General features: G+C 47.0%; 21 protein-coding genes. 14 read left to right on the plus strand and 7 right to left on the minus strand.

From position 1 onward, the window contains the following. The first annotated feature begins 92 nt into the window (after nt 1–92). From NDA03_RS12910 to NDA03_RS12920, 3 genes are all read left to right on the plus strand, one after another. A complete protein-coding gene (locus NDA03_RS12910) occupies nt 93–1,382 on the plus strand; it encodes a glucose-1-phosphate adenylyltransferase (protein ID WP_190410725.1) in 1,290 nt (429 codons plus the stop codon). Between the two features lie 144 nt (nt 1,383–1,526). Further along, the gene (locus NDA03_RS12915) at nt 1,527–2,042 is read left to right on the plus strand and encodes an AAA family ATPase (RefSeq protein ID WP_190679072.1); all 516 of its coding nucleotides are present in this window, start codon (nt 1,527–1,529) and stop codon (nt 2,040–2,042) included. Nucleotides 2,043–2,118: 76 nt separating this feature from the next. After that, complete coding sequence (locus NDA03_RS12920) at nt 2,119–3,126, plus strand: DnaJ C-terminal domain-containing protein (protein ID WP_190410723.1); 1,008 nt, start codon at nt 2,119–2,121, stop codon at nt 3,124–3,126. Nucleotides 3,127–3,192: 66 nt separating this feature from the next. On the opposite strand, the gene NDA03_RS12925 is transcribed toward NDA03_RS12920, so the two are convergent. Next, on the minus strand, nt 3,193–5,376 hold the full coding sequence (locus NDA03_RS12925; protein ID WP_348238207.1) for a protein kinase: 2,184 nt from the start codon (nt 5,374–5,376) through the stop codon (nt 3,193–3,195). A gap of 151 nt (nt 5,377–5,527) precedes the next feature. Between NDA03_RS12925 and NDA03_RS12930 the strand changes: the two genes are divergently transcribed. Next, complete coding sequence (locus NDA03_RS12930; protein WP_348238233.1) at nt 5,528–7,099, plus strand: phenylacetate--CoA ligase family protein; 1,572 nt, start codon at nt 5,528–5,530, stop codon at nt 7,097–7,099. Between the two features lie 29 nt (nt 7,100–7,128). Here NDA03_RS12930 and NDA03_RS12935 read toward each other — a convergent pair whose 3' ends face one another. Then, nucleotides 7,129–7,449 (minus strand): helix-turn-helix domain-containing protein, encoded by a 321-nt coding sequence (locus NDA03_RS12935; RefSeq protein WP_190410721.1) that lies wholly within the window; start codon nt 7,447–7,449, stop codon nt 7,129–7,131. 523 nt (nt 7,450–7,972) lie between these two features. On the opposite strand from NDA03_RS12935, the gene NDA03_RS12940 reads away from it, so the two are divergent. The 4 genes from NDA03_RS12940 (at nt 7,973) to NDA03_RS12955 (ending at nt 12,854) form a co-directional block, all read left to right on the plus strand. Continuing rightward, entirely contained in the window at nt 7,973–8,671 is a 699-nt protein-coding gene (locus NDA03_RS12940; protein ID WP_348238208.1) for a pirin family protein, read from the plus strand. Nucleotides 8,672–8,856: 185 nt separating this feature from the next. After that, the gene (locus tag NDA03_RS12945; RefSeq protein ID WP_348238209.1) at nt 8,857–9,216 is read left to right on the plus strand and encodes a VOC family protein; all 360 of its coding nucleotides are present in this window, start codon (nt 8,857–8,859) and stop codon (nt 9,214–9,216) included. A gap of 164 nt (nt 9,217–9,380) precedes the next feature. Further along, entirely contained in the window at nt 9,381–10,655 is a 1,275-nt protein-coding gene (locus NDA03_RS12950) for a recombinase family protein (RefSeq protein WP_348238210.1), read from the plus strand. Between the two features lie 543 nt (nt 10,656–11,198). After that, the gene (locus tag NDA03_RS12955) at nt 11,199–12,854 is read left to right on the plus strand and encodes a glycosyltransferase family 39 protein (protein ID WP_348238211.1); all 1,656 of its coding nucleotides are present in this window, start codon (nt 11,199–11,201) and stop codon (nt 12,852–12,854) included. On the opposite strand, the gene NDA03_RS12960 is transcribed toward NDA03_RS12955, so the two are convergent. Continuing rightward, a complete protein-coding gene (locus NDA03_RS12960; RefSeq protein ID WP_348238212.1) occupies nt 12,844–13,893 on the minus strand; it encodes a DUF1611 domain-containing protein in 1,050 nt (349 codons plus the stop codon). The two genes, NDA03_RS12955 and NDA03_RS12960, sit on opposite strands and share 11 nt — an antisense overlap. Before the next feature lie 38 nt (nt 13,894–13,931). After that, nucleotides 13,932–15,023: a dipeptide epimerase gene (locus NDA03_RS12965; RefSeq protein WP_348238213.1), complete on the minus strand. Its 1,092-nt coding sequence runs from the start codon at nt 15,021–15,023 to the stop codon at nt 13,932–13,934. Nucleotides 15,024–15,069: 46 nt separating this feature from the next. Here NDA03_RS12965 and NDA03_RS12970 point away from each other — a divergent pair, with 46 nt between their 5' ends. Further along, nucleotides 15,070–15,642 (plus strand): NUDIX hydrolase, encoded by a 573-nt coding sequence (locus tag NDA03_RS12970; RefSeq protein WP_348238214.1) that lies wholly within the window; start codon nt 15,070–15,072, stop codon nt 15,640–15,642. Nucleotides 15,643–15,744: 102 nt separating this feature from the next. On the opposite strand, the gene NDA03_RS12975 is transcribed toward NDA03_RS12970, so the two are convergent. Then, the gene (locus NDA03_RS12975; RefSeq protein ID WP_348238215.1) at nt 15,745–16,047 is read right to left on the minus strand and encodes a DUF6464 family protein; all 303 of its coding nucleotides are present in this window, start codon (nt 16,045–16,047) and stop codon (nt 15,745–15,747) included. 454 nt (nt 16,048–16,501) lie between these two features. On the opposite strand from NDA03_RS12975, the gene NDA03_RS12980 reads away from it, so the two are divergent. From NDA03_RS12980 to NDA03_RS12995, 4 genes are all read left to right on the plus strand, one after another. Beyond that, the gene (locus NDA03_RS12980) at nt 16,502–17,215 is read left to right on the plus strand and encodes a hypothetical protein (protein ID WP_190410711.1); all 714 of its coding nucleotides are present in this window, start codon (nt 16,502–16,504) and stop codon (nt 17,213–17,215) included. Between the two features lie 106 nt (nt 17,216–17,321). Then, nucleotides 17,322–18,392, plus strand: coding sequence for a CHAD domain-containing protein (locus NDA03_RS12985; RefSeq protein WP_348238216.1), 1,071 nt, complete (start codon nt 17,322–17,324; stop codon nt 18,390–18,392). A gap of 80 nt (nt 18,393–18,472) precedes the next feature. Beyond that, nucleotides 18,473–18,898 carry a thioesterase family protein gene (locus NDA03_RS12990; protein WP_190410709.1) on the plus strand — a complete coding sequence of 142 codons (426 nt, stop codon included), beginning with the start codon at nt 18,473–18,475 and terminating at the stop codon, nt 18,896–18,898. A gap of 278 nt (nt 18,899–19,176) precedes the next feature. Further along, entirely contained in the window at nt 19,177–19,527 is a 351-nt protein-coding gene (locus tag NDA03_RS12995) for a hypothetical protein (protein WP_190410708.1), read from the plus strand. Nucleotides 19,528–19,600: 73 nt separating this feature from the next. Here NDA03_RS12995 and NDA03_RS13000 read toward each other — a convergent pair whose 3' ends face one another. Together NDA03_RS13000 and NDA03_RS13005 are read right to left on the minus strand one after the other, a co-directional pair. Beyond that, nucleotides 19,601–20,050 (minus strand): hypothetical protein, encoded by a 450-nt coding sequence (locus tag NDA03_RS13000; protein ID WP_348238217.1) that lies wholly within the window; start codon nt 20,048–20,050, stop codon nt 19,601–19,603. Nucleotides 20,051–20,329: 279 nt separating this feature from the next. Next, the gene (locus tag NDA03_RS13005; RefSeq protein ID WP_348238218.1) at nt 20,330–21,877 is read right to left on the minus strand and encodes an alpha/beta hydrolase; all 1,548 of its coding nucleotides are present in this window, start codon (nt 21,875–21,877) and stop codon (nt 20,330–20,332) included. A 661-nt stretch (nt 21,878–22,538) separates the two neighbouring features. Here NDA03_RS13005 and NDA03_RS13010 point away from each other — a divergent pair. Further along, nucleotides 22,539–23,417: an IS982 family transposase gene (locus NDA03_RS13010; protein ID WP_348238219.1), complete on the plus strand. Its 879-nt coding sequence runs from the start codon at nt 22,539–22,541 to the stop codon at nt 23,415–23,417. The last annotated feature ends 7 nt before the right edge of the window (nt 23,418–23,424 follow it).

The following is a 23,424-nucleotide window of genomic DNA, read 5'->3' on the forward strand; positions in this document are numbered from 1 at the left end:
CCCTAACATCGATTCCCCCTCCCCCCCTTGCCAACTGCTCCAGACCGTCCGACACTGGTTTTGGGAGTTGACTGGCAATCGAGAGGTTTGAAGTGAAAAAAGTTCTAAGCATTATTCTCGGAGGTGGCGCTGGCACCCGCCTTTACCCGCTGACCAAGTTGCGAGCGAAGCCAGCCGTGCCTCTGGCAGGAAAGTATCGCCTAATCGATATTCCGGTCAGTAATTGCATTAACTCAGAAATTTACAAAATCTACGTCCTGACCCAATTCAACTCAGCTTCCCTCAACCGCCATATTGCCCGCGCCTACAGTTTCGCAGGGTTCACAGAAGGGTTTGTGGAGGTGCTAGCCGCCCAGCAAACGCCAGAAAACCCCAACTGGTTCCAAGGCACTGCCGATGCTGTCCGTCAGTATCTCTGGCTGTTGGATGAGTGGGATGTTGATGAGTACCTGATTTTGTCAGGAGATCATCTTTACCGCATGGACTATCGCCAGTTCGTGCAACGCCACCGCGACACAAATGCCGATATCACCCTCTCCGTTGTGCCAATGGATGAGCGACGGGCGTCCGATTTCGGCTTAATGAAAATCGATGATACCGGACGGGTGATAGATTTCAGCGAAAAGCCTAAAGGCGATGCTCTCAAGGAGATGCAGGTCGATACAACAACGCTGGGATTGAGTGCGGAACAAGCGAAGAAAAATCCCTACATCGCCTCAATGGGGATTTATGTCTTCAAAAAAGACGTGCTGATGCATCTGCTGCAAACTAACCAAGAGCGAACCGATTTTGGTAAGGAGATTATCCCCGCTTCGGCGCAGGATTATAACGTCCAAGCTTATTTATTTAATGACTACTGGGAAGATATTGGAACGATGGAGTCGTTCTACGAGGCGAACTTGGCTCTTACCAGACAACCGCAGCCGCCTTTTAGTTTCTACGATGAAGATGCTCCGATTTACACTCGCGCTCGTTACTTACCGCCCAGTAAGCTGTTAGATTGCCAAATCACCGAGTCGATAATTGGGGAAGGCTGCATCCTGAAAGAATGCCGGATTGAGCATTCAGTTTTGGGAGTGCGATCGCGCATTGAATCGGGTTCCTTAATTGAAGACTCCCTCGTCATGGGTGCCGACTTATACCAACCCTTCGCCGAACGACAAGCTCACTGTGAAGACGGTAAAGTTCCCTTGGGAATTGGTTCGGACACCCGGATTCGCCGCGCTATCATTGACAAAAACGCCCACATTGGTTGCAATGTGCAAATCATTAACAAAGACAGGGTGGAAGAAGCCAACCGCGAAAGCGAAGGTTTCTACATCCGTAGCGGGATTGTTGTGGTACTGAAAAATGCCGTGATTCCGGATGGAACCGTCATTTAGGATGGAAATTAGTCCGGGGAGTTGCTAATTGGGAAAAAGTTGAAGTAGAGACGCGATTCTCGCGTTTGAATTTGGGTTTTGAATTAAAGAACTCTCTTTAACTCAAAACTCAAAACTCTAATTACCCGCTCCCAACACCGAAACATGACTCGATTAATTCTCCTAATTGGGTTGCCCGGTAGCGGCAAATCTTCTCTGGCACAAAAGCTCGTAGCAGAATGGCCTCAGCATCGGCTGATTGCCACAGACGCAATCCGGGAACAACTGTTTGGGGATGAAGCGATTCAAGGGTCGTGGCTGTTGGTGTGGAGCGAAGTAAAGCGCCAATTAAGCCAAGCAGTTGAGGAGAAAAGACAAGCGATTTTCGACGCGACGAATGCGGCTCGTAAACATCGTCGGGAAGCGATCGCTACTTCTCGCGATCGCGGTTTTACCCACATTACCGGCTTGTGGCTGGATACGCCAGTGCAGGAATGTCTAGAAAGAAATCGATTAAGACTGCGCCAAGTCCCGGAAGAAGTTATTTTACAGATGCATCGCCAACTGGTAGACGCTCCGCCCACCCTAGCTGATGGACTCGATCGTTTAATCCGTTACTCAGCGACAAGTACGGAAATCGCGATCGCCTCAGTGCGGAAAAGCCGAACTTATATCCATTGACTGATTTGATACCCTATCTCTGAGAAGGTAAAAAATAAAACTTAAACTAAATATTTAGACGAGAGGAGGGAGGTTGATGGCTGCGACCGATTTTAAAGACTATTACGCCATCCTGGGAGTTACTAAAACCGCTAGTGCCGATGAAATCAAAAAAGTCTACCGGCGACTGGCACGAAAGTACCACCCCGACATGAACCCTGGCAACAAAGAAGCTGAAGCTCGCTTCAAGGAAGTCAGCGAAGCCTACGAAGTGCTATCCGACCCAGAAAAACGTAAAAAGTACGATCAGTTCGGACAGTATTGGAAACAAGTCGGGGAAGGATCGTCGCCCTATCCAGGCGGAGTGAACGTTGATTTTGGCGGCTTTGACTTTAGTCAGTACGGCAGTTTTGATGAATTTGTCAACGATCTCCTGGGCGGTTTAGGGGGTGCCAGTGCCCGTTCTGGCAGCCGTGCTGGACGCCGCACGACTTATCGCACTTCTACAGGCCCCACTGGGTATACAGACTTTGGCGGGTATTCTGGCTTCGATCCGCAAGCCGCCGCAGCCGCCGATCGAGAAGCGGTCATCAAACTCAGCCTATCCGAGGCTTTTCATGGCGTCCAGAAGCGTTTAGATTTAGGCAATGAAGCCATTGACGTTCGGATTCCTCCGGGTACAAAACAAGGCAGTCGAATTCGCGTCAAAGGCAAAGGTTCAGTCAGCCCCTATACTCAGCAGCGGGGTGACTTGTACTTAACCGTGGAGCTGCTGCCCCACTCGTTCTTCCAATTCGATGGTGATAATCTCGTCTGCGAAGTGCCGGTAACGCCAGATGAGGCCGTGTTGGGGGCACCCGTGGAAGTGCCGACGCCGGATGGTTCTGTCACTGTCAACGTTCCCCCTGGTGTCCGTTCGGGACAATCTCTGCGGTTGCGCGGTAAAGGTTGGCCCAACCCCAAAGGCGGACGTTCCGATCAGCTGGTAAAGATTTTGATTGTGACGCCGAAAGAACTCAGTGCTACGGAACGAGAATATTACGAGAAAATCCGGGAGAGCCGCACCTTCAATCCCCGCAGCAATTTGCCGCAGGTACGGCTGTAGACGTTATCCGAGCTTTTCATCTGAACCCCACCCCTTACTCTCCCCCAAAGAAGTAAGGGGTTTCATTTAGGGGGATGGAGTGGTTGTTTGTGCCGGTTCAGGAGAAGCAGTGGTCGTTTCAGCCGGTTCAGGTGAGGGAGCCGGAGGGTTTTCCACGCCGATATCAAGTTGATAATCAACGGGCTGGGAAGCTTCGGAAACAACGATGAATTCGTAGTAGCCTGATTGAGGCAGGGTTCCCGACCAAGTTTTTTCGGTGGAGTCTTCGAGGATTGGGGGAAATGTACTGGTTGGGGGGTAAAGGGAAAGCCGCAGTTTTGAACTCCCCGTAAAGTTAACTGCTAATAATTGATTTTGGGCAAAGTTGCCGATGTAGGCTTTTCCTTCTCCTGGTTGGAGGGTGCCGCTGACTCGTTTGCCCACTGCCCCTGGAGCAAAGCGAATTGTTTCCAGCGCCTCTTGAGATTGCACTGCTTTGACTTTCTCCCCAGCGATCGCGTGCCAGATTTGACCGACTGGCTGATTGAGAAAATCTCTGCCCCGCTGTTCTGGAAATACTTGGAAAAATGCCACATCTGCGAGATCGTAGAGGGCGCGACTGCTCAGGTTTCGCTGGTTGACTTGCCCTTTCCAGCGATCGCGATCCGCTGCACCATAGCTTCCTAAACGCTGTCTGGCTGCGCCCGGTAATTTCGCTTGCTCTAGCTTATCGAGCAATTCAGTCGCGGTCTTGTCCCATTGCTCTCGTAATTGCTCATTTTCTGGCCCATTCCCCAGTGTGCTTCCTCGTTGATTGGGGTTCTGAGTCCAGAAAACTTCATTCACCCAGTTGACATAGAAATTGTAGTTAACGCCGAGACTTTGACGGCGATCGCGCAGCTGTTGCTTGCGTGCCTGTTCCGCAGGCGAAAACTGCGAGGAAGGATTTTCCTGATCGACGGGCGGCGAAGAACTGGGTGAGGGTGTGGCATCGGAGGTTTCTTCCCCAGACTTCGATAGTGATTGTATCCAAAGATTGCCAGCCCACCAGCCGATTCCAGTCGCGCCCGTAATCAGCAGCGACACGACCAAAGTTTTTCCCACTAAACCGAGAAAGGGAGATTGCGGTTTGGGGGTTGGCGGCGGTAATGGATTGGGGGTTGGGATGGGCTGGGTAGCGTTGGGGATTGCCTGTGGGGGGTTGGCGATTGCCTGAGGGGGCGGGGGAATTTGGGCACGAGCCACCACCATTGTCGGTGCCATCGGGGGTTTGGTGGGCGGCTGAGTGGGAGAAAGATCGGGTGCTGGGGCAGGCGAGTGGGCAGATGAAAGGCTCTGTAGCACGGCGCTGGCAGATTGATAGCGATCGCCCGGTCGTCGTGAAAGCATTTTATCCAACACCGCCCCCAGACCGGGGCTAAGGTTCACGTCCCGCCGCCAGTTCCACAAAAGCGTTCCATCGTCGATTAGCTCTTGCGGCTGTTTACCCGTGAGCAACACCAACATTGTTGCCGCCAAAGCATATAAATCGCTATGGGGAAACACAATTCCCCGTTGCATCTGTTCATCGGGGGCGTATCCGGGCTTACCTAACCGAGTATGGATGGTCGCTGTTTCCATCCCTGGTGTCTCGTTAAACTCCGATTCTACGGTGGCTGCGACTTCCTTGACGCCACCGAAGTCAATCAAAACGGGCAGTTGGTCAGAAGCTCGCGAAATCATGTTATCTGGGGCAATATCGCGGTGAATGACCCCCATCGAATGGATATATTCCAGAACTGGTAAAATTTGCAGCAGAATCTGCCGTACCTCTGCCTCGCTAAACCGCGCTCCTTGATGTTTCCGACTTTCGAGAAGCGCGCGATAAGTTTGACCTTCCACATAGTCTTGGACTAGAAAGAGGCGTCCGTTCCCTCGCTGGTTTACCCGAAATAACTCTCGAAAGTTGGGAATTTGCGGGTGTTTCAGCTTGTAAAGGACACCCGCTTCCCGCTCAAACAGTTCGGAAGCTTTTTGCAAAGCGTAAGTGCCTTGAACCTTGGGGGCAAATTCCTTTAAAACACAGGGTTCGTTGAAGCGGTTGAGGTCTTCAGACAAATAAGTGCGTCCAAAGCCACCGTGCCCCAATTCGCGCACAATTCGATAGCGATCGCCCAGCGTCATCCCCGGTAAAACAGTATTACTCACCACAGCAGGTAGCGGTTCGCCACAATGCTGGCAAAAGCGACCATCGATGGGATTCTCGTGTCCTTTGGTGCAATAGAGGGGCATGATTAACCTGGGGCAATTCTGTGGAAGATCCAGTAACGGTATAACAAATTGACCGAGATTCTACCAAGTAATGCGATCGATGAAAGCGATTGAAAGCGATCGCCTTCCCTACGTTAGCCTGATCTTAAATACAAAACTGAGAGGGAGGACAATGCTAGAAGAACAACGTCAACGGGTACTCACCGCTTTTCAATCGTTCCTGGGTACTCCTCTCCAGTGGCGGCTGCAACAGTATCGCAGCACCTCCCCAGAAACCGCTACGATGCAATTATTCCACGAGGTTGCTGCGAGTGTCCCCGCCTACCAAGCTTTTGTGAAGGAACAAGGTATCGATCCGGATTCGATACAAACTTTTGAAGATTTCCAAAAACTTCCCTTCATTACCAAAGAAAATTACCTGTTGCGTTACTCCCTTGCAGACTTGTGCCGCAATGGACAATTAGAAGCGTGCGATACGATTGCTGTTTCCTCCGGTTCAACGGGAAAGCCGACATTTTGGCCTCGTTTCCTCACGGATGAACTGCAAATCGCGATTCGCTTTGAACAGATATTTCATGATAGTTTTCAGGCTGATACCCGCCGCACCTTGGCTGTCATCTGCTTTACCTTAGGGACTTGGGTTGGGGGAATATACACAGCAAACTGCTGTCGCTATCTCGCCAGTAAAGGATACCCGATTACGGTGATTACTCCTGGCAATAATAAAGAAGAGATATTTCGAGTCGTGCAAGAACTGGGTTCTGCATTTGAGCAAGTCGCGCTGCTGGGATATCCGCCATTTTTGAAGGATGTCATTGATAGTGGCATAGCGCGGGGTGTGGAGTGGCAGCAATATCACATCAAAATGGTGTTTGCGGGAGAAGTCTTTAGCGAAGAATGGCGCAATCTTGTCGGAGAAAGAGTCGGTTCTCAAAATCCTTGTTATGACTCTGCTTCGCTTTATGGGACAGCCGATGCAGGCGTCTTGGGCAACGAAACCCCGCTGAGTATCCGCATCCGTCGATTTCTGGCAGAACATCCAGATGCTGCTAAGGCATTATTTGGGGAATCTCGCTTGCCAACGCTGGTACAGTATGACCCACTGAGTCGCTTTTTCGAGGTTCACGAGGGCACATTGCTGTTTTCCGGCGATAACGGGATTCCGCTGATCCGCTATCATATCTCCGATACGGGAGGCTTAATCCCTTACGATGAAATGCTCCAGTTTTTAGCAGAATGGGACTTCGATCCAGTCGCGGCGTTGCAAGGTGAAAGTGCCATTCCTCATCCCGAAACCTCCGGTTTAGGGCTACCCGAACTCAATCCGGCGGCGCGGGCTACCCAAAGAGGAATTCCTCCATTACCGTTTGTTTATGTGTTTGGACGGTCTAATTTCACGGTTTCCTATTTCGGCGCAAATATTTACCCGGAAAATGTGACGGTGGGGTTAGAACAACCCAGGATTCGAGAGTGGGTGACGGGTAAGTTTGTCATGCAGGTTCAGGAAGATGCAGATAAAAACCGCTTCCTGTCGGTGGTTGTGGAGTTAGCGCCCCAAGTGGAAGCCAGTGAAAACAAGCAGGAAGCGATCGCATCTTCAATTCTGTCCCAGCTACAACGCCTCAACAGCGAGTTTGCAAACTATGTCCCCCCAACCTACCAAATGCCGCAAGTTACCTTAACTCCCACCGGCGATCCAGAATATTTTCCAATTGGGGTGAAGCATCGCTATACTCGCCAATAATTTCTGCCAATAATTTCTGCCAATAATTTCTATAATTGCGTGCCTAATTCGTGCATTGCCTGAATAATCGGTTTCAAACTTTCTCCTAAAGGGGTCAAAGAATATTCCACTTTTGGGGGAATCTGCGGATAAACCTGACGATGGATAATTCCGTCTTCTTCCATTTCTCTAAGTTGCTGCGTGAGCATCTTTTGAGTGATTCCCTCCAGCCCTCTTTGCAGTTCCCCAAACCGTTTAACGCCTGACCATAGTTCTGCCACAATCAAAAGCTTCCAGCGTCCGCTAATTGCTTTTAAGGTAGTTTCTGCTGGACAAGTCTTCCTTTCAAAATTCTCGCTTTTAGCTTCCATAGTATCTTTTTGGTTACTATCTTACTTTAAAGTGCATACTTTACACTTTATGGTTACATTTTTTAAACTATAAATATACAAAAATAAGGCACCAAAGAAAGCCAAGGACAAGCAAAATGAGTGAACCCGTTATTGTTGATACAAAACCTATCCTGCTTGCGCTTGAATCGGGTACTTAAATTTTGGTGCAGTTGCGGTCAATCTCACAATCAACCTTATGGCGATGGTTCCCATCAAAACACGGAATCCCCCCCCTGTAAAGTTTGTAATGAAAGACAAAAAACAGGTAGCAGTATGCCAGTGTAAGTACACCATAAATCCATTGTTTTGTGATGGTTCTCACAGTAAGGTTTAGTATTCTTCATGACAAAAGCGTAGTCTGTCTAAATAAATTTTACTTGCACCAACTGGCAACAGATCCCATTTTTTTAGTCTGCGAAGGGAGACGCAATAAATCGCCTCTCTACAACCAGGATAACTCTAGGCTCTAGCCGCTGGCATTTAAGTTAAATAGGAGATGAAAATGATTGCAATTCGGAAAGCAGAAGAACGCGGACATGCCGATCATGGCTGGCTCAATTCCTATCACTCATTCTCTTTCGCCAACTATTACGATCCCCAGCACATGGGATTTAAAACTCTGCGCGTAATTAACGAAGATAGAGTGCAAGCGAACCAAGGCTTCGGGACACATTCTCATCGAGATATGGAAATTATTTCCTACGTACTAGAAGGTGCTTTGGAGCATAAAGATAGCATGGGAACCAGCTCCATTATTCTTCCGGGTGAAGTGCAATTTATGAGCGCTGGTACAGGAGTTACGCACAGCGAATATAACCATTCTAAAACTGACTTAGTGCATTTTCTACAAATTTGGATTACGCCAAATCAAAAGGGATTAAAACCTAGATATGAGCAGAAAATATATTCGGCTGAAGAAAAGCACGGGAATCTCCGTTTAATTGCTTCTCAAGATGGTCGGGATGGTTCGGTTACTATCCACCAAGATGCCAATCTCTACGCAAGTTTGCTCGATGCAGGACAGCAGGTTAATTATCAAATCAACCCTAACCGCCATGCTTGGCTGCAAGTTATCAAAGGCGATATCAGTTTGAATGGTAAGCCACTGGCTGCTGGAGATGGCGCTGCAATCAGTGATGAAAACCAGATAGCCATAGAAGCCAAAAATAGCACGGAATTTCTGTTGTTCGATTTGGCATGACAGCCGAAGGTTTATATACCCTTTAGGCGAAGAGGATGATTCCGGTCATGGTTTTTAAGTAAACAGTTCTTTAAGTAAGAGAAATCGAGCGATCGCTTGATTTCTCTTACTTATTTTTTGGTTCTAAGGAATTCGTTTACCTCCAGGTAAAAATGGTATGATTACAGGCAAAAGTATAACTAGCAATGCAGATTACTCAATGTCTCCATGCAGCCATTCTCGTTTCTGACTTGGAACGAGCCGAGCAATTTTACGGGAACGTGTTGGGATTATCGAAGGTGGATAGAGTGCTGAAATTTCCCGGCGCATGGTATCAAGTCGGCGAGTTTCAAATTCATCTGATTGTTGCCGACTCTATACCATCAGATTTAGTCAATTCTGATAAATTAGGTCGGAATCGGCATTTAGCCTTCTTGGTCGCCAACTTAGACGCTGCTAAGGAGAAGCTTATGGCTCACAACTACCCCCTACAAATGAGCGCTTCTGGTCGCGCTGCGCTGTTTACTCAAGATCCTGATGGCAACATCATTGAGTTAGGTGAATGAGCTGTCAATCATGAATCCTAATCAGGGCACTTTGGGAGCATCCTGCGAATTGCGAAGACCTGTCTGCACGATAGAAGCGTGGGGCTACAGAAACGAAGCCTACCTACACAAGCTAAAATTAAACTCTTCAGGCTGCTCCTGGCAGCTTGGTACATAATTGTGCAATGAAAATCATTGCATATTCCTATACTGACCCGTTGCTTGAAGTTGCACCCGATCCCTTGATGTGGGGTTGGGAAATAGATAGCGTTTATCAAGATTTAGGGGAACGTCAACAACTAGGACAGCTGTTAGAAGATTGTAAAGAAGAACCCGCTAATTATTTATTAATCCGACGACTGGCAGAATTGGGAAACTCGGTGGAAGAAGTATGCGATCGCATCCTCGATATCGAATCCCTCGGCATTCAAATTATTACTACTGAGTCAGTCGCGTATCATCAAACACCCCTGCAACTCCTGCAAGAAATTCAGAATCGGCAGCGCAGCGATCGCATCCGTCAAGGACACGCTCAGCGGCGGCTCAAAGCCTCGCCAGCGCCTGGAAAAGCTCCTTACGGCTACCGACGAGGTAAAGACCGCTATATCCTAGACCGCAGCGCCGCGCCGGTCGTCAAAGATTTTTTTGAACAATTTCTGCTGTATGGTTCTTTACGCGGTGCGGTGCGATATCTAGAAAAGAAATACGGCAAGAAAATTTCCGCTTCTACGGGACAACGCTGGCTAACGAACCCAGTCTATCGGGGTGACACTGCATATAAGAATGGTCAGGTTCTTTCTGATACCCATGCTGCCATCGTATCTAGGGAAGAAGCCGCGCAAATTGACCGCTTGCTGCGCCGTAACCGCCGTTTGCCTCCTCGTACCGCTAGTGCAAACCGTTCTCTAGCGGGATTAGTGGTTTGTAGGGAGTGCCAGTCGCCAATGACGATTACCCGCGTTACCGCCTCCCGCAAACAGGGAGAATATCTTTATCTGCGTCCAACAATGTGCGTTAAACAGCCCAAATGTAAGGCTATTTCTTATCAGGAAGTATTGGAGCAAACGATTGAGAGAATCTGCCAGGATTTACCCCGCGCAGTAGCGACGGTGAATGTTCCCAATATGGATGGAATTAAGGGCACGATTACCCATGAAATTGCCGCGAAGCAAGATATCTTAGCTCAGTTGCCGACGCTTACAGAGAATGGCATTCTAGATTCAGAAACTGCCCAGTTACGCGCCTACAAGCTACGCACAGAAATCTCTCAATTGCAATCGCGGATGGCGAGTCTGCCGCCAGTAGATTTACAAGCGATCGCGCAGGCTGTATCTATCTCACAATTTTGGCTAGATTTGTCAGAATCAGAGCGACGATTCTACTTTCGAGAATTTATTCGCCAGATTGAAATTAACCGCCAGGATTCATCTTGGGAGATCCAGCTAGTTTTCATCTTTTAGCGATTAACGATAAAGTGTTGCGATCGCAATTCTATTTGAGCTGTGAGCCAGCACTTCAGATACCCCGCTTCTCACAGCAGCCAGTTATCTCGCCTTGCCGAATCGTTAAAGAGTGCGCTCGCTCTTCACAAAGCCGCAACACGTACGCTAGCAACACTTACGCGAACAGAGTAAGTCGGCGTTACACTTGCATGGTGGCGATGCTAAATGTGCCGATAGATGACTAAAAAAACTTTCCGTATGACTCTCACTACTGGTATAAATTTTATAATTCGGAACGCAACGAGTGTCTAACCGCTGTAAAACTGAGTCTAAACGCTGCGAGTGTTTCCAACTCTGAGATTGTCCTACAGAGTTAGAGCAGGCATGGCGAGAGTTTTCCTCGGTCACTTTAAGATAGAAAATCCGGCTTTATTCTATAGAGTTATGCAAACTTCATAAGGACATGGAAACTTACCTTGTGATTTTAGTCAGATGATTGAGTTAGATAAATCGCAGGGAATGAAGTTGGATTGCCGCTAAATACCACGGGCTTTGTTAAATATGGATCGTCAAACTTTTGCGTGGGGTCGTTCAAAAAAGAAGATTAGAGGAGCTGACAGATGGGTGGAAAGGCTGTGGGTCTTAGGGTTATTCCTAGCGGCTATCCTGCTATTTGGAATCAATCTGGGCGTACTGCCTTTACGGGATTGGGATGAGGGAACGGTTGCCCAGGTTGCTCGTGAGATTTGGCAGGCAAAGTTTGATTCTTTGAGATGGCTGTATCCGACGTTGGGAGGTACGGAGTATTTCAATAAACCGCCTTTAATGCATCTGTTGATTGCCGGTGCCTACGCAATCGGCGGTGTAAATGAGTGGACAACGCGCCTACCTGGGGCGCTGCTGAGTGCCGCTTGTGTGCCGCTTTTGTATGGCATTGGACGGGAACTATTCCGGCGACGCCTTCCAGCTCTTTTCTCGGCTTTGATTTACTTAACGCTACTACCCGTTGTGCGTCATGGGCGTCTGGCGATGCTGGATGGGGCAGTGCTGTGCTTCTTCCTGTTTATGATGTGGTGCGTGTTGCGATCGCGTCGAAACTTGCGCTACGCTCTCGGTGCCGGTATCGGGTTTGGGTTGATTTGCCTGACTAAAGGCATGATGGGATTATTACTTTTAAATATTGCCCTGGTATTTTTAGCTTGGGATACTCCCAGACTGTTAACTTCCCTCTATTTCTGGATTGGTTTGCTCTTGGGCAGTGTGCCAGTTGCCGCTTGGTATGGTGCCCAATTTCTCCACTACGGGCAGACTTTCATAAACACCGGCATCTTCAGTCAATCCTTGCAGCGGATTTGGGCACCTGTCGAGAATCACGCGGGTCCCCCCTGGTACTATCTGTTGGAAATCTTAAAGTACGGTTGGCCCTGGTTATTCTTGTTGCCTCAAGGATTGCGCCTTGCTTGGGAAAATCGCAATATGAGCTGGGCAAAACTGGTACTGGTGTGGATGAGTGTTTATCTAGTAGCCATTTCGGTGATGGGAACAAAGCTTCCCTGGTATGTACTGCCGATTTACCCAGCAGTGGCTTTATTGGGAGGTGCCCAGCTTGCTGAAATTTGGAATGCGCCGAGTAAGAAATCCTATCCCCGCTCTTGGGTACCGCTTTTGACAGTCATGGGTTTAGCGGCGCTAAGCGGTAGTTTTTATTTTGCTGCGTTTGGCCCCCAACCGAACTGGAATTTGCAACTGGTGTTTGCATCGGCTGCTTTGACTTTATTGATAACGGCAGTTTTGATTTATCAAAAAGACCTGCAATTTATTCCACTGCTATTTTGGGGTACGTATGTAACGCTACTGCTACTCATGACATCGCCGCACTGGAATTGGGAACTTGCAGAAGCCTATCCGGTTAAACCCGTTGCCGCGATGATTAAGCGCAAAACTCCCATCAATAAGCCAATCTACACATCCTACGATCATGGTCGTCCTTCTCTGAATTTTTATAGCGATCGCCAAGTCATCCCCGCAACGGATGCCGAACTCCAGCAACGTTGGAAAGGTGACGCTCAACCTTATTTTTTACTTGACCAACCCACCTTTAAGCAGCTGAATTTAAAGCCGGTAAAAGCGATTAATCAGGCGGAGGGTTGGCTGCTAATTACGAAGCCGACAGCCGTCAAACCAGCGAAGAGTCAGAAGCCAAAGATTAAGGATTAGACATTACGGCATCTAATAGTGTGTCAGCACCAAAGCGGACTGGATCGGTGCAGGGACGCTTTGTTTCTGCCTGTATTTGCGCGATCGCTCGTTGTGCAGTGTCGGCGTCAAGATGGGCAGTGTTGAGAGCGATCGCAACCACTCGCACTGGCGCAAATGCACCTGCTGCCGCTGCCACTGCCTCGTAAAGCTGTATGACTTCTGGCAGCGGCGGAATCGGAACGTGGGGATGATTGCGGATGGTTGCTTGTTGCGCTCGATGTACCAGCACCAGATGCGTCGGCTGAGTCCCGCGAATCAGTGGCAGCGTTGCAGTTGAACCGGGATGCAACAGGGAACCTTGCCCCTCAACAAACAGAATCTCATGCTCTTCGCCAAACAGCATCACCATTTGCTCGATAGCACCCGCAGCAAAGTCAACCCGCACGGCATCCAGGGGTATACCATCCCCCGCTATCATTAAACCGGCTTGACCTGTAGCTAGAAACTTGGAACGCAAACCGCGCTGCAATGCGGCTTTATTGAGTTCCAAACAGGTTGACATTTTGCCGATTGCCATATCTGTGCCGACAGCGAGAACCCGTTTGCAAGCGAGCGATCGCGCCTGTCCGCTTCCTATCTTTAATCCTGCGGGTTCCTGACGCACATCCCAAATCCACTGCCCATCTTTCAACAATGTCTGGATCTCCGGATGGGACGCCATTGGAGTATGCAGTCCATTGACGATAGACAACCCCGCTGCTATCCCTTGTTTTACTTCCTGCCACCATTCGGCTGGCAGGGCACCCCCAGGCGGTGCAATCCCAATCGCCAGGATATCGGGTGTATAAGCTAGCGCCTCTTCCAGAGAAGCGACAATCGGAACCTCGCGGGGGATACCTGTCAATTCTCGCAACGACTCTCCCGCACACTGGCGATCGATGACTGCCACCACTAGCGCTTCACTGTAGCGCAATAGCGCCAGTCCGGTTTTGCCGTGGATGCCGCGAATCCCTTCATGCAGCAGAATTGCCACTCGATGTTTAGATGTCAAATGCACAGCTTTTTAGAAAATAGGGAACAGAAATTTATCCAGCACTAAGGCGCTGCTTGGCTAATATTCTCCGTCCTTCTGATAACTCCCAATCCGGGTAAATCGTTGGGTAGCAATCGCCCATCTTGTATAGATGCGCCGCTAAAAGGATCGTCGATGAGATTCAGATGACTATCTAAATCTAGATAATCCGCTAGGGGGGAGAGTTGTGCCGCCGCCGTATTCGAGATGGCGCTGTCAGAATAGCAACCGAACATTACCTGCAATCCACAAGCTTTCGCTGTATGTACCATGCGAATCGCTTCCGTTAAGCCGCCACACTTCATTAGTTTGATGTTAACGCCATGAACGCGGTCTGCCAGTTGCGGGATATCCTTGGGAGTAAAGCAACTTTCATCTACAAAAATGGGTAGAGGCGATCGCGTGTACAATTCCTTAAACGACGATTCCCCCATTATCCCGACTTCTGCTTCTCGTCCCAGCGGCTGTTCCACATACTTAACGCCCATCTTTGCCAGCCAACTGCACATCATCACAGCGTCTTCCAGATTCCAACCCCCATTGGCATCGACGCTTAGCTGAGCATCCGGTGCTGTCTCCCGAATTGCCATCAGCATCGCTTGATCCGCTTCAATTCCTTCGGAACTACCCAATTTCACCTTCAAAACATTTGCCCCTGTCACCTGCCGCCAATCGCGCAATCGCTGTAAAGCACCCGATGGGGAATTAATCCCAATCGTCACAGAGATGGGAACAATCCGATCTCGATCCAACCCCCACAGACGCCACAACGGTAATCCTAGCCGCTTTCCCTGCCAATCGTGCAACGCCATATCAATTGCCGCCCACGCCGCAGAAGGGATTTGCGCTGCTTGCAATACTTCCTCAATTTTCTGCTTTTCCCAAGGGCTATATGCCTCCAACAGCGGCGCGATGCCTTGCAATGCCTCCAAGAGAATCTCTGTGGTTTGTCGCGGTTGTCCGACTCCAATGGAAAAAGGCGAAGCTTCCCCCCAGCCTTCAATCCCCTCTGCGATCGCGCGTACCCACACATTCATGGTTTGCGCTGTCGTCCCGCGACTGATGGTTAAAGGAAATCGCTTGTTTACCGTGAAGGTTTCTACGCTAATCTGCATTGTTGTATGCTTTATGATTTTTGAATCTACTTTAGAGGCTTAGTTTATGAAAAACCTTCGCAAGTGGAAAACTTTAAATTCTAAAATGGTGATAAATAATCAATGGTGTAAAGTTAGGCAAGATGAAGTCGAATTACCCAACGGGCAAATCGTCGATGATTTTTTTGTAAATATTCGACCTGATATTGCTGTTATTTTACCAATCACTCAGCAAAAAGAAATTGTTTTTGTCCGTCAATATCGTCATGCCGTCGGAGAAATTTTATTAGAACTTCCTGCGGGTGCTTTTCATCCAGCGGAAGAGGATAGTGTTGTAGCCGCTGCCAGAGAATTAGAAGAAGAAACGGGATATGTTGCCGAGCAATTCATTCATCTGGCAACTTTATATGATAATCCACCCAAAGATACAAATAATATTCATTTGTTTCTAGCTGAAAATGTGCGTCTAGCCAGTCAGCAAAGGCTAGATATCACTGAAGACATTGAAGTTATATTAATTCCTATTTCCAAAGTCAAAGAAACAATCGCTCAGGGTAAAATTTGTGTTTCTGGGACAATTGCTGCTATTTTCTTAGGGCTAGATTTTTTATCTCGTCAAGCTGCTAAACAAGAAGATTAAAACACCCTGAAGTTTCAAAAGTGATAACAGTAAATATTTTTTAAATAAATCTTTAATCAACTACACCTATTTTAGGCATATTGATATTTATCTAGAGTTAACTTAATTGTATTCTCTGGATTTATAAGAAGAACATTCGTGGCAAGGACCAAACGGGTTTACTGCACAACGGATATAAGCAGAGTGAGCATTAAACTGACAAGTAATATCCCCAATTAAATAACCCACGCCTTCAATGTAATGTTGATCTGAAGGCATTTGCATTCTTTGCAGTTGCCGAGCTTCTATCCTCCGCATCGCTGCTTGCAAACCCGCCATGTTTCGTGCTTCTATCCTGCGAACGTGCCACACTGAAAGCAGCCCTGGTATTAGACTAACAACAAAAATGAGGAGAATTTCTAACACGCGCTTATCCCTTCATCTTATCCTTATACAATTCTACTCGATTCATATAAGTAGGTAGCCGTAAGTATTTGTAAAGTCAGTTTAGCTTATGCGCTACCCATTGAAACTTTGCGAATAATGGGTTTCTCTATTGTTCAAGTTAAGCCTAAATTCGCTTTGCCGTTTAAGCATCTCGATTATAACTTTCCAGACATTCTCTAGGTTGAGTGGTCTGAAACGCTACATTCCTAATTGATGGAAGTTATTAGCGTCCATTCTTTAGTCTTCAGTCTGCAAGTAGCGTACCGCTACACTAACCATTGTATTTTTAAGGTTAGCGTGATTTCCCTCTATCTCGAAAGAGAGCCAATGAAGCTTAAACTTATTCAACCAAAGGTATACAAATCTCTAGATCCAAGAGCCTATTCTAGGATCTAGAATGAAACACTGCATTCGGTGTAGTGAGAGAATATCCGTGCTGAACCTCGACTCCTTCTTTCCTCAAGAAATGACGACCGCGCCCGAACATCCCCTAGCAGCAAATCGAGATTTGCCGATTTCGGGACAAAGCGCATCTAAGGAAAAAATTCGTCACATCCAACAACGCGATCGCATTCCGGGAGTCGTCAAGCGGATAGTTTCTTTAGATGCGAATAGTTTCTGGGAATACTGGTGGTGTGTTCCAGGGCGCATCTTGCTACCGGAAGATGTAGAACTTTTAAGAAGCGATCGCCTCCGTGTAGAATCGATCCTGTCAAAACTGGTTTGGCTGTTTGGCGGTTACTGCTTTGGAGACGATACTCCCCAGCAGGGAGAGCAAAAACCCATCTATGATTGGCAGCAAATCATAGAATTTGCCCGACAGCATGGGTTTGAATCTTATGTGCTGGATATCGATTTTCTCCCCAGCGCCATTCAGCTTGATAACCGAAATTCCCAGCTAACTGAAAAGACTTCCTCTACTACTCATGTTGCCGTTGAACCCGCTCATTGGCATATTGAGTTTTTTCGACTGCAACCCGCCGAAGCTGAATTTTTTGAGATTCAGGAAGTCAAAAACCTCTGTAGCTGCCAAATCTGGACTGGCAAGCCGTTCCTCAAAAACCTACAAACTGGCGAAGCCGTAACCCGATACGACTTGTGGGTTTCCTATCCGGGTCATATCACAAATACTCCCTGGATGCAATAGACTCCAATACCAAAACCTGGGTGGAAATGTGGTACTTTAACCGTTCAACTCGACCCTGTCCTGCTATTAACTAATCCAATCCATCGCGTTTAGAGCCAATATTGTCATGAAAAAGCATACCCAAGAAAAAGCCAAGACTTTAGGAGACTGGGCATACCTAGCGATTGAAAAACACTTTCAAAAAACGATTAAGCACGAATCTGATGTTATCAAAGACAAAGATCCAGAAGCGTTACACCAGATGCGCGTGGGAATTCGTCGTCTACGTTCGGCGGTAAAAGGTTTTGCACCCGCGCTGGATCTTCCCAAGTCAGCTCAAGAAAACAAGATTGGTAAAATTGGTCATCGTCTTGGCGGTTTGCGGGATTTAGACGTGCTTCAGGACGCCCTAAAAAATCGTTACCATCCGAATTTACCCTCTAAAGAACAGAAATCTTTAAAAGAGGCGATGAATGCTCTGGATAAACAGCGCCAGCACGCGCTAGAACAAGTCCGGGATACCCTGGAGCATCAGCAATACAACAAACTCAAGCAATCGTTGCAAGGGTGGTTGAAGCATCCGACTTATCAAGAAATTGCTCAGATGCCGGTAGAGCCGGTTCTGCCAGATTTACTGTTGCCAGAGATAAGTCAGTTATTGCTCCATCCAGGTTGGTTGCTAGGAATTGAATTTAAAGCTGGACAGATTGAAGGTAAAGAACTAAAACAATCAGATGTATCGCGACTTTTAGCAGATGAGGGAGAAGTTCTCCACAGCTTGCGGAAAGAAGCCAAGCGCGTGCGCTACCAAATGGAACTATTTTCTGACTTCTATGGCCCTGCTTATGCAGGTTATCTGCAAGACGTAAAGTCAGTTCAAGAAACTCTGGGGAAAATTCAAGACTGCGTTGTTTTAGTAGATGTGCTGAGTGATGTCTTGCACTCCAAGCTCAAACATCAACTACCGACGCTAACTGAACAGCTAGATCAAACTGTTTATGAAGCTTGGGAAGAGTGGCAACCCCTACAAGAGCGTTACTTAAATTCCCAAACACGACAAGCCTTTCACTTGGCATTGTTGCAGCCGCGCGATGAAAGTGATACTGACAATGAACCGAAAAATGAACACACGAAAGAACACAAGAATCAACAAAGTGGCTTAAAAGATGGGACTAGCGGTATCGGTTTTGGCACATAGCTTTAGGGATGCAAAAGGAGCTTTTATTCTGTAAAACGATGGGCTAGCCTGAAAGTTGGAAAAAATATTCTGATTAACGGATGCAAAAGTTCATAAGCCGACTGCGCGTGCGATACCACGAGATGGACTCCTTGGGGCACGTTAACAACGCAGTCTATCAGCATTACCTAGAACATGCAGCAGTCGAACACGATGAACATCTCGGCTTTAACCAGAAAGTCTACCAGGAACTCGGCGGCGGCTTTGTAATGCGGCGGATCGAGATAGACTATTTGCGTTCTGCTGTTGCAGGCGATCGCTTAGAAATTACCACCTGGCTACACCTAATTCAAGGAACCCGTGCCATCCGTCGCTATGAAATCCGCAAACAGGAAGAAGCTCCGCTATTAGTGACAGCAGAGGCGTTGTGGGTGTGGGTGGATCTTGCCGCAATGCGTCCGCGAGCCATCCCTAAGCAGATCCTAGATGCCTTTGGGCAATTGTTTGAGTCTGCGGTATCCGAATAAAAAATCCCTTGTCTAAGGCTAATTAAGTCATTAGTCACCAGTCCATTGTTATGGGTCATGCATTCTTTGTTACTGACCCATGACCTATGACTTGTAACAATCTTTAATTATTTTGACTCCTTGAATATATCTTGCGGCAGAAGGGTGCGCGATCGCCATACCCGTAGAATCTCTCTGGTCTAATCAATTGACCACTGGTTCTATAAATGACCTTGATGGTCAGCGATTCTCGCGTATTGCCAGATTCTACGAAATACAACAACAAGGAGAATTAAATAATGCAGCGCATTTTTTCAGCATTAGGGCAAGCATTTCGCAACAGTATTTTGATTCTGGTTACGGTGAGTTTGCTTAGCCTCTCCAATTTATTCATTTTTGCAAATCAGCCTGCTTATGCAGCGACAAGCTCAAGTGCAAATATTAACCGTACTTCAGACCCTACTGAAGACGCTAGTTTTCGAGAAGAAGCTTACGAAGAAGCCGCAGAACAAGCTCGGAATCCAGATAAGCAGGATGAGATTTACAACGAAAGTGTAAAAGCAAACAAAGGGCCACAGGCAGAGAATGGCTTAGTTGAAGGAGCCAAAGAACTGGTTGAGAAAGTAACAGGTCAAGGCGATAGCAAATAGCTATTTGGGTAATTGATTCGTGAGTCATTAGCCCTTGCTACGGATTAATGACTCATGACAAATGGCGTAATAATTAGGGATTAGACTTAGCGCAATTTGGAACGTCAGCACCAGCTTGTCTCTTTGATAAATTGACTTCCCATCCAGGTAAGTTCCACCAGACAACACGCTTTTGCGGCTGTATCCAAAAGTCTAGATGGTTGATATCGCCGTTTTTAAACACAAGCGTTGGAAATTTTGGATAGTCGCGATCGCTCGCTTCTGTATAATTGCGTCCGAAATAATTCATGCAAACTCTTAAGCCCTGAGCAACGCCCAATTTTTCAACTCCAGTGCCTTTTAAGGTTGAATCATCGTAGCTAAGCGTTCCACTATATGATTGTCCGGCTAATGACCCTTGAGTCACATTAACCGTGAAGTCATAGGTAACGATAGACGCTTGGGCTTGACTGGTTGCGATCGCAGCAGAACCAAGAGTGACAATAGCGATCGCCACTGAAAATTTGGGGGACAGGTTGAGCATGGCAGTGTTGATTGATGTTTTAGAGGTTAGTTGTGAGTATCACTCATGAGATGCAATAAACAGGACAATTTCAGCGATTCTTGAGTCCTGGTGGATAAGAATGCTTAATGGACAGTTGCTGACGTATAGGGATTTAGATAACTATCAATTGCGTTATTGAACCTAAAAAGAGAATTTCACATTAGATTCCGTTAGAAAATTGCAGAAATTCTTTCTTTTGTACCACGTTTTTTATTGAGAATTTATTTCAATACATGAAATTTTGTTTGACATCGACCTCTAGATTAACCCTTGCACTTGTAATTCAGGAATTAGCATATTCATAATTAGCCGATGATCTTCGTGATCAGCATTCGGATTTACAACAGAGGTCGCATTGTTGCCAAACTTGTTATTTTGCCCTGCCCAAGCTGCAAGTGCCTGATCTTCAGCAGATAATACGTCTGCTGCTCCACCGCTTGTAAAAAGTACAGGTAAATTGGCTCCTCCTGCCAAACTCAATATCTTTTTAAGTTTTGCTTTCGTATCCATGTCGCCTGCTAAAGCTTGACCAATACGTGCCTCTACTTCATTGCTACCCTTCGCTTTTGCTGCTTTGTAGGTGCTTGGCATTGCCCGGTCTAAAATCAAAGCTTTCACGTTTTCGCCCCGACTCTTCATAACTCGCTTCACTAAAGTAGCAGCTACTGGACTACCTAACGAATAGCCATGAACAATGATGTCAGTTGATGGGACATTCAATGTATTTCTCACATAGTCATACATAGCTTCGGCATCTTCATAGAGTCCGGCTTCGCTTGGATCGCCCCCGCCGCCACCGGGTCCATTGACGGTCTTGTAACTGTCTCCAAACCCTCGATAGTTTATAGCTAAAACTTGTGCCCCAGCAGGAACATACTCACGAGCAATCTTTGTCATATAGTCCTCTGCTGAACTCCCACTTCCCGATAAAGTCAGAACTGTTGTGTTTGCTCCACCACCAACAGGTCTGTAGAGTTTTCCTGTAAGAGTATTTCCATTGGTGCTTTGAATCGAAACCGCTTGCGTAGCGATAGCGTTAGGATTTATTAATCCCCCACCCAAGGTATTACGACGATCGGTCTCGTCCCCAAAAAGCTCATTCCGGGCTACACCAGCTACATCATTTGCTACTGTTTTCGCACGCTGGAGTGTAGGGCTATGATTCACATGAGTAACTAACTTTCCTTCGTGCTGTGGTTGTAACTGGCGCTGAATAGCTCCCCTATTTTGCTGTACAGTTTTTCCCAGTGAAGGTTGCAAGGTTGTTGGAGAATTTAAGCGATTGATTACTTGAGCCGCAACACGATCCGCTTCCTGCTCATACTTATCTCCTGGCTCCCCAATGGTCAACTTTGCCTGGATCGGTAGTGCTGAAAACTGTTGCGAAGAGTTCAAGGGCGATCGCTTTCCCCCCAGTTCCACTCCAGGTGTCCCCAGCCGACCCATAGCCTGGATTTGTGGGGCAGCTTGTTCCCCAGGCAAAGTAACCGCAACCTTAGAAAAGTCAAATCCGCTTCGCGATGCCCTTTCCTGGTTCTGCTCCCAGTAATCATTCATTTTCGCTTGCAACAGACCTAACTGTTCCTGCTCGACAGGGGTGATGGTGCCACGCTCTTCCTTGAGCTGAAGTCCAAAAGCTTCAAACTTGTTCTGATTAAAAGCTTGATTCGCTAACTCTTCTGGTGTCTGTTGCTCCTTCGGCTTCATCTGTATGGGAGCCGCAAACGGGCGACTTCTCAACTGAATCGTCGGCTGTGGTATGTAAGACTTCTGCTTTTGGAATGAATGCGTTCTCTCAAATCCCATATCAGCCTTTGCCTCTGGTAGTGCGTGTCAAGTGGTATCAGATGCCCTTGATTATCGGTACCGCTGCGATTTCTATATCATAAAACAAGCAACAAGATACTCTAAGATTAATAAACTTGATTGTAAGTTTTGAGTCAATCCTATAATTATAAATTCTAAAATTATGTCAGCTAAATGACAGTTTGCAAGACATCTATTTCAACTTGATGGTTCAACTTGATTGAACCTGGCTAAAATCCTTATTTGGCGTGTTCTATAATCTTTTTTCTATATCTGTTGCGATAATTATAAAGATGAGTGACGGGACAAATTTTCTTAAAAACTGGCAGAAGTGTTGAAAGATAACTCAACACTTCTGGGCAATTTGGTATTTTGTGCATTACTACAACGCATCATTACCTGTTTAGGACTACCAAATTAAGTTGCAATATTCAACGCAAAGGTACGCCAAGGACAACGCCAAGGTTTGCAAACGAATATTACTCAACCTCAGTTCGGGATAAGCATTTGTAGACTCAGAAACCCTGAAGTAGGTTGAGGAGAGAAGTTGCAAGCCGAGAGAGGAGTTGGTGATTGTGGATAGAAATTGATGGAGAAGCGTCAAGAAAGGGAGGGGCAAGTAAGCTGAAAAATATACAGAGATATTCAGCAATCCCGCCCTATGTCCAGTTTAGATGCTTTGTTTTGCCAAATAGATGACTTTTGTCAAAAATTTGAACCGCAGTGGCAGCGAAGGTTACTGATGCATGGCCTCAAGACTCGGAAGCGAGAACGAAGTTTATGCTTGAGTGAGGTGATGACGATTCTAGTTGCTTTTCACCAAAATCATTATCGCAACTTCAAGCACTACTACCTTGACCATGTTTGCGTGTACTGGCGAACAGAGTTTCCGGGTCTGCCCAGCTACCAGAGATTTGTGGAATGGATACCATCAACCTTACTGCCACTATGTGTGTGCCTCAAACATTGCTTTGGCCAATGTAGCGGTATCAGCTTTATTGATTCCACAAGTCTCAAGGTCTGCCATAATCGGCGGATCTCTCAACATCGTGTCTTTAAAGATATAGCTGCACGGGGAAAGACCTCTGTTGACTGGTTCTTTGGTTTCAAGTTACATCTTGTTGTCAATGAACAGGGCGAATTGCTCAATCTTCAAATCACTCCTGGTAATGTTGATGACCGTAAGCCTGTCCCCGATTTACTTGAGTCCCTATTCGGGAAAGTTTTTGCTGACAGAGGATATGTCTCTCAACAGTTAGCTACCCAGTTGTTTACACAATTGGGGATTGAGTTTTTTGCCAAACCTCGACGGAACATGAAAAATCATTTGATGCGCCTGACTGATAAGCTTCTTGCGCGCAAACGTTCGATTATCGAAACTATTATTGACCAGCTCAAGAATATTTCTCAGATTGAGCATTCTCGACATCGCAGCCCCGTTAATTTTATGGTCAATATCTTGTGTGGTTTAATTGCTTACTGTCATCAACCCAAGAAACCATCACTCCGTTTAGAGTGGGCTTTGGTTCAATCAGCTTAACCCGAAC

The organism is Trichocoleus sp. Lan (assembly GCF_039961855.1).
Classification (GTDB): domain Bacteria; phylum Cyanobacteriota; class Cyanobacteriia; order Cyanobacteriales; family FACHB-T130; genus FACHB-T130.

Coding starts and splice junctions, on each gene's coding strand:
- NDA03_RS12915 (WP_190679072.1), top strand. CDS start 1,527: ATGACTCGATTAATTCTCCTAATTGGGTTGCCCGGTAGCGGCAAATCT.
- NDA03_RS12920 (WP_190410723.1), top strand. CDS start 2,119: ATGGCTGCGACCGATTTTAAAGACTATTACGCCATCCTGGGAGTTACT.
- NDA03_RS12925 (WP_348238207.1), bottom strand. CDS start 5,376: ATGCCCCTCTATTGCACCAAAGGACACGAGAATCCCATCGATGGTCGC.
- NDA03_RS12930 (WP_348238233.1), top strand. CDS start 5,528: ATGCTAGAAGAACAACGTCAACGGGTACTCACCGCTTTTCAATCGTTC.
- NDA03_RS12935 (WP_190410721.1), bottom strand. CDS start 7,449: ATGGAAGCTAAAAGCGAGAATTTTGAAAGGAAGACTTGTCCAGCAGAA.
- NDA03_RS12940 (WP_348238208.1), top strand. CDS start 7,973: ATGATTGCAATTCGGAAAGCAGAAGAACGCGGACATGCCGATCATGGC.
- NDA03_RS12945 (WP_348238209.1), top strand. CDS start 8,857: ATGCAGATTACTCAATGTCTCCATGCAGCCATTCTCGTTTCTGACTTG.
- NDA03_RS12950 (WP_348238210.1), top strand. CDS start 9,381: ATGAAAATCATTGCATATTCCTATACTGACCCGTTGCTTGAAGTTGCA.
- NDA03_RS12955 (WP_348238211.1), top strand. CDS start 11,199: ATGGATCGTCAAACTTTTGCGTGGGGTCGTTCAAAAAAGAAGATTAGA.
- NDA03_RS12965 (WP_348238213.1), bottom strand. CDS start 15,023: ATGCAGATTAGCGTAGAAACCTTCACGGTAAACAAGCGATTTCCTTTA.
- NDA03_RS12970 (WP_348238214.1), top strand. CDS start 15,070: ATGAAAAACCTTCGCAAGTGGAAAACTTTAAATTCTAAAATGGTGATA.
- NDA03_RS12985 (WP_348238216.1), top strand. CDS start 17,322: ATGAAAAAGCATACCCAAGAAAAAGCCAAGACTTTAGGAGACTGGGCA.
- NDA03_RS12990 (WP_190410709.1), top strand. CDS start 18,473: ATGCAAAAGTTCATAAGCCGACTGCGCGTGCGATACCACGAGATGGAC.
- NDA03_RS12995 (WP_190410708.1), top strand. CDS start 19,177: ATGCAGCGCATTTTTTCAGCATTAGGGCAAGCATTTCGCAACAGTATT.
- NDA03_RS13000 (WP_348238217.1), bottom strand. CDS start 20,050: ATGCTCAACCTGTCCCCCAAATTTTCAGTGGCGATCGCTATTGTCACT.
- NDA03_RS13005 (WP_348238218.1), bottom strand. CDS start 21,877: ATGGGATTTGAGAGAACGCATTCATTCCAAAAGCAGAAGTCTTACATA.
- NDA03_RS13010 (WP_348238219.1), top strand. CDS start 22,539: ATGTCCAGTTTAGATGCTTTGTTTTGCCAAATAGATGACTTTTGTCAA.